The sequence below is a fragment of the Lysinibacillus sp. NPDC093688 genome, assembly GCF_050280145.1.
Classification (GTDB): domain Bacteria; phylum Bacillota; class Bacilli; order Bacillales_A; family Planococcaceae; genus Lysinibacillus; species Lysinibacillus xylanilyticus_B.
In genome coordinates, this window is record NZ_JBNNUX010000068.1 from 1 (window position 1) to 10,061 (window position 10,061).

Here is a 10,061-nt window from a genome sequence, read left to right on the forward strand (position 1 = left end):
TTCATTCCGCTCCGACATCTTTTTTCTCATTATAAACAAAAGTACCCTATAGGATAGACTTTTTTCAAAGTGTCTATCTTATAGGGTACAGTTTAGTTGTGGATGGCATTTTATTTAAAAGGTTTGTTCATGAGCTAAGTTGATAGCGCCCAGTGAACGGAAAATCGCTATGGTAATAGGCCATACAAGTGATTTCTAATGAATTGGTTAGGGATAACATTTTGTTAAACGTATGCCATGCAAATAGGTTGATTGGAGTGGAGGATGGGCGACTCCTCGGGGATCAGTGATAGAGGAACGAAGGCTAAGAGCATCACGAGTGAAGCGGCTCATCGGACACCCCCAGGAAGCTCTGCTCTGCGCGAAAGCGAAGCGTCAGCGGCAAATGTTTTCTGTAGCGAAAGCAAAGCGGCAGCTACAAAGCGCCCAGCCGGAACGGAAATCAACCCTTCACTATGCTAATAAATAAAAAAACTATGCACAGGCTTTATGCATAGTCATTAAAAATCTCTAATTGTTGTATCTAAACGATTGGCAACTTGTTTTAATTCCTCGGAAGATTCACCAATTGTTTCTATGATTTCCGCCAATTCTGTTATTTTCAGTCCGACGTTTTGGAAGTTTGAGATAGAACCGTTTACTGAGCCAGATATGGCATCAAACGCTTTTAAAGATTCCGAGTTTTGTTCAATACTATTGTTCACTAGCTCTTGGATCTCATGAATGGCATGAACAACTTGTTTGGTAATGCCATTCGACATCGTGATGAGGTCTCCGATTTGTTCAACCGAACTTTTCGTCTGGTCTGCAAGCTTACGAACTTCACTCGCCACGACACCAAAGCCTTTTCCGTGCTCTCCTGCACGTGCAGCCTCAATAGCTGAATTTAACGCAAGTAAATTTGTTTGATTAGAAATCCTTTTCACTATTTCGATAACAGCATTAATTTTCGAGGAAGAGTGATTTAATTGCTCCACCATAGTCGACATTTCAACTGTTTTATGATGAATTTCCCCTGTTTGCTCATTGATTCGGACTATTTTTGAATAACCTTCAGACGATACTTTTTGCATTGTTTTTGCCTCATCGATACTTTCCTTTAAGTATTCATTCACTTCTTTAGCGTTATCAACAAGTTCGGTCACGGTTTCATTCGTGCTATGAGATTGAGTATCTAGCTGCGTAGATATCCCGCCTATAACTTCCTTCACATGTACTCGAACACTATCCTGTTGCTGTTCCATTAATGTCTTAGCATAATGATCATATTCCTCTAGGACAATCTGTTGTTCAAAGTTACATATTTTACTAATCGCCTCACAAAACTTTTCTTCTTCGTTCCTCGTTAATTGAAGCGTATAAACAATCTTTCTTAACAATTTTTCAAGGTTTTGAAAGGCGGCTAAATACCACTTAGGATACAAGTTAATCTTTACATGCATTTTTGCGACCCGCCTTCTCTTCTCCAAAAATGCATCGTCTATACGCCCTTCGAACATTTCTATAATATGACCGCGTAATGTTTGGCGTAAACGCTCACTAGAGCTGTACTTTTCAATTACTTCACGTAAGTCTGGCACACTTTCAATCGCCTGATAAAATGCGGCTATTACTTCTGCGACATTTCGTTCAACATACGGTTTTAAACTTCTAATTAATTGCAAATCTTCTTTCGTTAAATTTACTAGATTTAACTGTTGTAAACGTTCCTGATCTTGAATAATAACTCCTATACTTGATTCTTCACTAATCTCAATTGTATTTTTCTTAGGCTTATTTCCAATATAAAACAACTTCTACACCCCACCGTACTAATGTCTATTTTGCTAAAAACTAATAATTCTAAAATCAATTATACTGTCTAGACAACTGAAATGACAATAAATAGGTATAAAATATCTGTTTCCGCAATAAGCAATAATCCATCATACTTACGAATAACTCTTATTAACCATTCCATTCTTCTTAGAACGGGATAAAATCGCTAAAAAAAAGCCACTCCTTCTTTAATAGAAGAGTGACTTTATTCATTACATAAAGAGAATAACAGCTAGCACAGCAGCTAATACTAAACGATAAATAGCAAATGGCATTAATTTCACTTTTGAAATAAGTGCTAAGAAGAACTTAATAGAGAGTAACGCAAAGATAAATGAACTAATGAAGCCCACTACATAGAATCCAAAATAATCCATAGATAGCGTATCCCAGTTTTTCAGTACAGATACTAGACTAGCACCAGCCATAATCGGTACTGCCATAATGAATGTAAAATCTGCCGCCACGCGGTGACTCATTCCAAATAGAACACCACCAGATATTGTTGCACCTGAACGGGAGAACCCTGGCCAAAGTGATAAACATTGTACTAATCCTACTTTAAATGCTAAACCATAAGAAATTTTATCTAGCGAATCCACTTTTGGTCTTTTCGGTGCAAATTTATCTGCAATAATCATTAAAATAGCCCCAGCTACTAAAGCATAAATAACATGCTCTACTTTAAATAAATGATCATCGATAAAATCTTTAGCCGCAAAGCCTATTATAGTTGCTGGCAACATGCCTACAATAACATGTGCTAAGTTGAAGTGACCTTTCACTGAGCTCGATTGGCCATCAATTTTATAGAGACCTACTAAATTTAACATTCGTTTCCACATAACAACGATTACGGCTAAAATAGAGCCTAGCTGTACAACGATTTTAAATGTATTGGCGGGATACATCCCTAAAAACTCCTCTGTCTTTAACCACATATCGTCTACAATAATCATATGACCTGTCGACGATACTGGTGCAAACTCTGTCATCCCTTCGACAAAGCCTAAAATAAGCGCCTTTAATAATTCAATGATATCCACATTGTCACCTTACCTTTTGTTAATTAAATACAAACATATTATAAAATACACTTTTTCATATACGATGAGCTCATCACCATAATGTGGGGTTGATTTCCGTTCCGGCTGGGCGCTTTGTTGTTGCTGTCGCTACGCTTTCGCACAGATAAAACATTTGCTGACGCTTCGCTTTCGCACAGAGCAAAGCTTCCTGGGGGCGTCCGATGAGCCGCTTGGGGCAACAGGATGTTGGTCACGAAGGCGTTATCACAGGACGTGATGCTTTTAGCCTTCGTTCCCCTACTTGCTCGCTCCAGGGTCTCGGGCCAACAGATGTTTTCTGCGCGAAAGCGTAGTGCTAACGTAGCGGCAGCAGCACCGATGTTGGTCACGAAGGCGTTATCACAGGATGTGATGCTTTTAGCCTTCGTTCCTCTATTGCTGATCCCCGAGGAGTCGCCCAGCCTCCACTTCAATCAACTTATATCCATGGCATACGTTTTAACAAATGTCATCCCCAACTTTTTGATGATGTGCCAAAAGACAACCTTTATCATCAGCCTTACTCCACTGAAATTTTTTCTGCCGTCTTTTTAACGAAAGTTTATATCCACAATCCATAGTTCGGAGCGGCTGCCTAGTCGCATTGGAGGACCCCAAAAGCCAAAACCTGATGAAACAAGTGTATGCATTTTCTCCTTCATCTTATAACCATAATCGAGCTCAAATACACGAGCTGTAATATACTGATTGGGCCATAGTTGACCCTTATGTGTATGACCTGACATATGGAAGTCTACGCCCAATTTTGCAGGCGTACTTAAATCATTTGGGGTATGATTCATGACAAACCATGGCAAATCATCTGTTGTCTTCAATGCATCTAGTTGCTTTCTATCCCTGTTTGTAATATCTTCTTGACCCGTTAATACTAACACATTATCGATTCTAATAGTTTCATCACATAAAATTTTTACATTTGCGTTTTCCATCTCTTCAATAAACTCAGGGATTTTCTTGCCATAATACTCGTGATTGCCAAGTACACCATACACCCCATATGTAGATGATAATTGCTTCATCACATCTGCCATTCCCTCTTTAACAAACCATTTAGGATCATCATCCACAATATCTCCAGCTAAAAAGACGATATCGGGCTTTGCTTCATTCGATAAAGTAACGAAGCGCTGTAAATGTCTTTTATTTGATAGAACTCCTAAATGAAAATCTGATGCAACTACAACTCTCATCGATTCTAATTCACTACTCTTTTTATCCATCGTTATGTCTACATGACGGACTACAGGTGAATACGCTAAATAGGTACCGACACCACTTAGTACAAACAACATAGCAATCGCTATACTGCCAACTATCTGTACATTGTTAAAGGGACTTAACCAAATAATCAAGTGCGCTATCAAGCAAAGCAATAATCCATATTCAAAAATAAACATCCAGTAATTACTGATGATTGAAAACATTCGTAAAGACTCGTGCAATCTACTAATAATCATACTAAACGCAATGATATACAGCACTAACCAATATAAAATTGGATAACGGAACCAGCCCATCGCCACAAGCCACTGTCTTAATCCCCATCCTAAGTAAAAAGTTAAAGCACTATATATACTTATTAAAAGAATTCCACTAATTACTTTAGGCATATTTCTGTTCCCTACTTTCATATAGTCTTAGTTGATTATAGCATTCTCTTCTAGAAAGTAAGGGTAAAAGGGCAACCGCTCATTATATCAAGTGTACAACTTCTATATAATTTAATCGTATGATTTACATGACATTGTAATTAGGAAAGTGACAATATTGTCATCTCACTGGAGGCTGGGCGGACTCAGATGAGACCCCAGGGCGTCTAAGAATAGAACCTATATTATAGTAATATCCCCTCTTTCAATTCGACCTGATTATACGATTACCAAAAAACTATAAATAATACACTTTAATTTTTCTGAATATTTCAGTAACATTATAGTTGCAAGAGGAAATTTATGCATGTACGAACAAAAAAAGGGGTGCTGTTCATATGACAAAATATAAATTCGAATCAACAGAACATGAGTTATTCCGTAAAACCTTACGTAAGTTTTTAGCAGAGGAAGCCGAGCCACACTATCCACAATGGGAGAAAGATCATCTTATTCCACTTGAATTTTGGCGTAAGCTTGGGGAAATGGGCTTTCTATGCCCTCAAGTAGAAGAGCAATATGGCGGTCTCGGGCTCGATTTTAGTTTTGGCGTTATTATTCAAGAAGAGTTAGAGCGTGTAGGTTCAAGCCTTATTGGCGTTGGTCTACATAACGATATCGTCGTGCCCTATATCGAGGCATACGGCTCAAATGAGCAAAAATCGCGCTGGCTACCGAAATGCGTTACAGGCGAAAATATTACAGCCATTGCTATGACAGAGCCAGGTGCAGGTTCAGATTTAGCAAACATCCAAACAACTGCCATTCGTGATGGCGATCATTATATCGTTAACGGACAAAAAACATTTATTACAAATGGTATTCATACAAATTTAGCAGTTGTTGCTGTAAAAACAAATCCTCAGGCAGAAAAAAAACATCGTGGCATTAGCCTCCTTGTCATTGAGGACGGGACACCAGGTTTCACAAAAGGTCGCAAGCTCGAAAAAGTTGGAATGCACGCACAGGACACAGCCGAGCTATATTTCGAGGATTGTCGCGTCCCTGTAGAAAATCTCCTTGGTGAAGAAGGTAAAGGCTTTATCTATATGATGGAAAAACTGCAGCAAGAGCGTTTAGCGGTTGCCATCGCCGCACAAACGGCTGCTGAGGACATGCTCGCTTTAACAATTGATTATGTAAAATCACGTGAAGCTTTCGGAAAATCAATTAGCGACTTCCAAAATACGCAATTTAAAATAGCCGAAATGGCAACGAAAATCGAACTTGGCAAATCATTTTTAGAATCTCTAATAGAGGAACATATCGCAGGAAATGATGTTGTGACAAAAGTTTCAATGGCGAAATACTGGATAACAGAAAATGCCCGTGAGCTCGCTGTCCAGTGTATGCAGTTACACGGTGGCTACGGTTATATGGAAGAATACAAGATTGCTAGAAGATATCGAGACATTCCTGTCATGTCCATTTATGCAGGTACCAACGAAGTTATGAAAGTGATTATTGCTAAGAATTTAGGGTTATAACATGGGATTGAGGTGTGAGCATGACTCTGAATTGGCAGCGATTTAAAGCAAAGAGCCGAGGTGACGGTTAGAACTGCCAAAGTCGTGGATGTCCCGTCAAAGCGACGGTATGATGGGCCGGAACGACGGATGTATGAGTCCAAGCTACGGAACGAAAAGCTGAAGTGACGGATAGAACCGCTAAAATCGTGGATAGGAACGGCAAATTCGTGGATAAAACCGCCAATATCGTGGATAGGAACGGCAAATTCGTGGATAGAACCGGCGAAGTCGTGGATAGCCTCGTCAAAGCGACGGATAGAACTGCCAAATTCGTGGATAGAACCGCCAAATCCGTGGATAGAACCGGCGAAGTCGTGGATAGCCTCGTCAAAGCGACGGATAGAACTGCCAAATCCGTGGATAGAACCGCCGAAGTCGTGGATAGCCTCGTCAAAGCGACGGATTGATTGGCTGGAACGACGGATGTATGAGCACAAGCGACGGAACGAAGAGCTGGAGTGACGGATAGAACCGTCTAAGCGACGGATAGAACTGCCAAATTCGTGGATAGAACCGCCGAATCCGTGGATAGAACCGCCAAAATCGTGGATAGAACCGCCAAAATCGTGGATAGAACCGCCAAAATCGTGGATAGAACCGCCAAAACAACGGATCGACGATCGCAACATTCACAAAGATCCCTTCAAACCTTTCCATTTTCAACATAACAAAAACAGCGGCAATATAATTGCCGCTGTTTTTGGTTTATGCTGATGGAATTCGGACGATTACTTTAAATAAATCTCCATCTACCTCTATACTCATGCGAGCACCATGCAAATCTACAATGGATTGTGCGATGGCTAAGCCTAGCCCTGAGCCCTCTGTATGGCGTGAAGCATCCGCTCGCTTAAAGCGTTCGAATAACTCATCGGCATTCTCGCTAATTTCATATTTTGCAACATTTTTTACCGTGAATTCAGCGTCGCCTTCTGCTGTACGTTTCAATGTTACATAAACGCGTGTGCCTTCTAATGCATATTTCAATACATTCACGATTAAATTATCAATCAGTCTCCACCATTTTTGTCCGTCTACATACGCGTAGATTGGCTCATGAGGTTTTGTCATGCGTAGATCTAATTGAGCCTGTGCCAAATCTTCCTCATGCTCCCCTACTGCCTGCTGTACAAGCTGGGTTAAATCAACTCGACTGCGATGAAGCTCCATATTACCACTCGCCATTTTGGATACTTCAAAAAGATCCTCAATCAGTAATTTTAGACGTTCTGATTTTTTATCAAGGATTTGAATGTATTGCTGGCGCTCTTCTTCCGTAATATCAGGATTTTTCAGTAAATCTGTATACGTAATAATAGATGTTAATGGCGTGCGTAAGTCGTGACTAACATTCGTAATAAGCTCTGTTTTTAAACGTTCACTTTTTGCCTGCTCATGCATAGACGTGCTGACGCCTTCTCTTAAATGATTAAGATTTTCGGCATGCTCCGCGAGTGGTGATTTGCCCATTACTTTGACGTTGCGATTTAAACGCCCTTTTGCCATGTCTTTTGTATCTTTCATAATTCGGTTTAAGTAGCCCATTTTAGAAAGGAAAAGAATCATGGCTGGAATACCGATCATCGCACAGATGCCCAATACTAGTACGGGGAATCCACCACCGCCTATCATTGAAGCAACAAGACTTCCACCACCGAAAAACGCTGCCCCAATCATCACAATGGAATGTAATGCGATGGAACGATTTATAAACAAATCTGTAATGGATCCTCCTAGTGACCATAAAACGCTACCTTTTAAGTTCTCCTCTAATTTCTGCGCTGTATTCACTCGATCATACAACCAAATTAGCTGTACAAAGAACAGCATAGCAATAATGATTAAGACACCTAGTTTAAACAATATATCCATTAAACGACGTACATAATTATAGTCATAAAAATCATTTATTATCGAATAAAAAGCAGTATCAGATGTTATCAAATATACGAGTGCGCTTATTAATAATAATACGATTGAGTAATCAATTTTCATCTTTGCAAAGGCTTCTTTTCCCGTTAAACCTTGTACCATCTGCAGTACTTCTTTACGCCCTTTCCATGCAAAAATAGCTGCCACAATACTCGTTAACCATATAAAGGAGAAGGTGTATTGACGGGTTTTAAAATTGTTATATCCCACCATGATGCTTTCTGCTTGTGCTGATTTTTTTGAGATAGTTATAGTGCCAGTGTAATCAAAATTTTCCTTAAGTTCCTCTGTATCCAAGCTGATATCTGTTTGATAAAAAATATCGTGTAAATAACCACTACTAATATTTGAAGTCGTTAATGGATGTTGCCCAGTAAACTTTATTTTGAAAGCACTACTATCTGAAACATTACCCGAACTAAATGTTTTACCTGATTCAGTGTTTGTTAATTCATAAGACCATTGATTATTATTTTTCACGAAATTCTTTGCTTCTTCTTGTACTGCCTTTATATATTTATCAACAAGCTCTTCTTTTTGAGTGAGAATTTTTTTGCGGACATGCTCATCATCTCCAAAATTAGTCGTAATATCTTTAATTTTGGCATCTCGCTCTTTCTCAAGCTTTGTTTTTAAATCCGTTGCATTGACATTAGTAGCTTCTTGAATGCGCTCCGCATATTGGGTTTTAATATTACCTATCTGTTCTCCTAATGTTCCATAGCGATTACGATGCTCCTCAATTTCGCTTTGTGTCACCACAATTTTACTTTTTAAATCTTCGGCCGTTGGTACATTTAACACTAATGGTCCTAAATCCGACTGGAAATTATCAAGTTGGGGTTGTAAATTTTGAGATTGAAAATAAGACTTTCCAATATATCGATGCCCGACTTTTGAGAACGTAAAAAGACCAAATATCACCCAGACTAAACATAAAAGAGCGAGAAGAGGTTTCCAATTTTTCACCATACTTTTAACTCCTCTCTAAAAAATTTTCTCGAGCAATTGTAACATCCCTGAAGAGCGGGCAGTTACTAACTGATAGGCATACACACCAAAATAAATTAGTCCAATAACTCCTGCTACAAACCCTGCGATTGTAACATAGTGCTCTATTTTATTTTTCCATTTTATAGCCAACGCCCCACACCACCTTTAAATAACGTGGATTTTTCGGATCTGCTTCGATTTTTTCACGTATTTTTCGAATGTGTACAGCCACAATATTTTCTGCATTGTAGGCTTCCTCATTCCATACACGTTCATAAATCTCTCTTATCGAAAATACACGCCCTGCATTTTTCATTAATAATTCCGTAATTTTAAATTCGATTGGTGTTAATCGAACAGGCTCGCCTTCTAAATAGACTTCCTTTGCATCTTCATCTAATACAAGTCCATCGATTTCCACCTTTGCTGATCCTTCATTGTACGTCCCAAGTTGTACATAACGTCGTAGCTGAGATTTCACTCGGGCCAACAGCTCTAACGGATGAAAAGGCTTTGTAACGTAATCATCTGCACCTACAGATAGACCATGAATTTTGTCGCCATCCTCTGCCTTTGCACTAAGCATAATGATTGGAATATTGCGCTCTTCTCTAATTTTAAACGTCGCTGTAATTCCATCCATATTCGGCATCATAATATCTAAAATAATTAAATGTACTTCATTGTTTGCTAATTTTTCAAGTGCCTCTAAACCGTCAGCAGCTTTAATAACATTGTAGCCTTCATTCTTTAAATAAATTTCAATACCATCACGAATATCTTGATCATCGTCTGTAACAAGAACTGTTAGTTTCGTCATGATATACACCTCGCTCTCAATTAATAGTGTACATTTTAAATCTTAAAAACCAGTTATTATAAAAATGAAGAAATTCTTAAGATTTTTATGAGTCTCATCAACAAAATATGGGGTTGATTTCCGTTCCGACTGGGCGCTTTGCCGCTGACGCTTCGCTTTCGCGCAGAGCAGAGCTTCCTGGGGGCGTCCGATGAGCCGCTTCGCTTCGCTGCAGGGTCTCGGGCCAACACGA

The 10,061-nt window shown here is 39.2% G+C and carries 11 protein-coding genes; 4 read left to right on the forward strand and 7 right to left on the reverse strand.

From position 1 onward, the window contains the following. Positions 1 to 500: 500 nt before the first annotated feature. The gene (locus ACQKN2_RS24310) at positions 501 to 1,793 is read right to left on the reverse strand and encodes a protoglobin domain-containing protein (protein ID WP_427417215.1); all 1,293 of its coding nucleotides are present in this window, start codon (positions 1,791 to 1,793) and stop codon (positions 501 to 503) included. A gap of 237 nt (positions 1,794 to 2,030) precedes the next feature. After that, a complete protein-coding gene (locus tag ACQKN2_RS24315; protein ID WP_427417216.1) occupies positions 2,031 to 2,864 on the reverse strand; it encodes an undecaprenyl-diphosphate phosphatase in 834 nt (277 codons plus the stop codon). Between the two features lie 225 nt (positions 2,865 to 3,089). Here ACQKN2_RS24315 and ACQKN2_RS24320 point away from each other — a divergent pair, with 225 nt between their 5' ends. Next, positions 3,090 to 3,440: a hypothetical protein gene (locus tag ACQKN2_RS24320; protein ID WP_427417217.1), complete on the forward strand. Its 351-nt coding sequence runs from the start codon at positions 3,090 to 3,092 to the stop codon at positions 3,438 to 3,440. On the opposite strand, the gene ACQKN2_RS24325 is transcribed toward ACQKN2_RS24320, so the two are convergent. Continuing rightward, a complete protein-coding gene (locus tag ACQKN2_RS24325) occupies positions 3,437 to 4,516 on the reverse strand; it encodes a metallophosphoesterase (RefSeq protein ID WP_427417218.1) in 1,080 nt (359 codons plus the stop codon). The two genes, ACQKN2_RS24320 and ACQKN2_RS24325, sit on opposite strands and share 4 nt — an antisense overlap. Positions 4,517 to 4,893: 377 nt before the next feature. Here ACQKN2_RS24325 and ACQKN2_RS24330 point away from each other — a divergent pair, with 377 nt between their 5' ends. The 3 genes from ACQKN2_RS24330 to ACQKN2_RS24340 all read left to right on the forward strand — a co-directional run bounded on the left by ACQKN2_RS24330 (position 4,894) and on the right by ACQKN2_RS24340 (position 6,752). Further along, positions 4,894 to 6,042 (forward strand): acyl-CoA dehydrogenase family protein, encoded by a 1,149-nt coding sequence (locus tag ACQKN2_RS24330; protein WP_427417219.1) that lies wholly within the window; start codon positions 4,894 to 4,896, stop codon positions 6,040 to 6,042. 164 nt (positions 6,043 to 6,206) lie between these two features. After that, positions 6,207 to 6,491, forward strand: a complete 285-nt coding sequence (locus tag ACQKN2_RS24335) for a hypothetical protein (protein ID WP_427417220.1) — start codon at positions 6,207 to 6,209, stop codon at positions 6,489 to 6,491. A 96-nt stretch (positions 6,492 to 6,587) separates the two neighbouring features. After that, positions 6,588 to 6,752: a hypothetical protein gene (locus ACQKN2_RS24340; RefSeq protein ID WP_427417221.1), complete on the forward strand. Its 165-nt coding sequence runs from the start codon at positions 6,588 to 6,590 to the stop codon at positions 6,750 to 6,752. Between the two features lie 37 nt (positions 6,753 to 6,789). Here ACQKN2_RS24340 and ACQKN2_RS24345 read toward each other — a convergent pair whose 3' ends face one another. The 4 genes from ACQKN2_RS24345 to ACQKN2_RS24360 all read right to left on the reverse strand — a co-directional run. Beyond that, the gene (locus ACQKN2_RS24345; protein WP_427417222.1) at positions 6,790 to 8,988 is read right to left on the reverse strand and encodes a sensor histidine kinase; all 2,199 of its coding nucleotides are present in this window, start codon (positions 8,986 to 8,988) and stop codon (positions 6,790 to 6,792) included. 15 nt (positions 8,989 to 9,003) lie between these two features. Continuing rightward, a complete protein-coding gene (locus ACQKN2_RS24350) occupies positions 9,004 to 9,159 on the reverse strand; it encodes a hypothetical protein (protein WP_323650931.1) in 156 nt (51 codons plus the stop codon). Continuing rightward, positions 9,137 to 9,829: a response regulator transcription factor gene (locus ACQKN2_RS24355; protein ID WP_427417223.1), complete on the reverse strand. Its 693-nt coding sequence runs from the start codon at positions 9,827 to 9,829 to the stop codon at positions 9,137 to 9,139. Before ACQKN2_RS24355 ends, ACQKN2_RS24350 begins: the two co-directional genes overlap by 23 nt. A gap of 42 nt (positions 9,830 to 9,871) precedes the next feature. Then, positions 9,872 to 10,061 (reverse strand): hypothetical protein (locus ACQKN2_RS24360; RefSeq protein ID WP_427417224.1); only part of this gene is annotated, 190 nt, incomplete at its 5' end.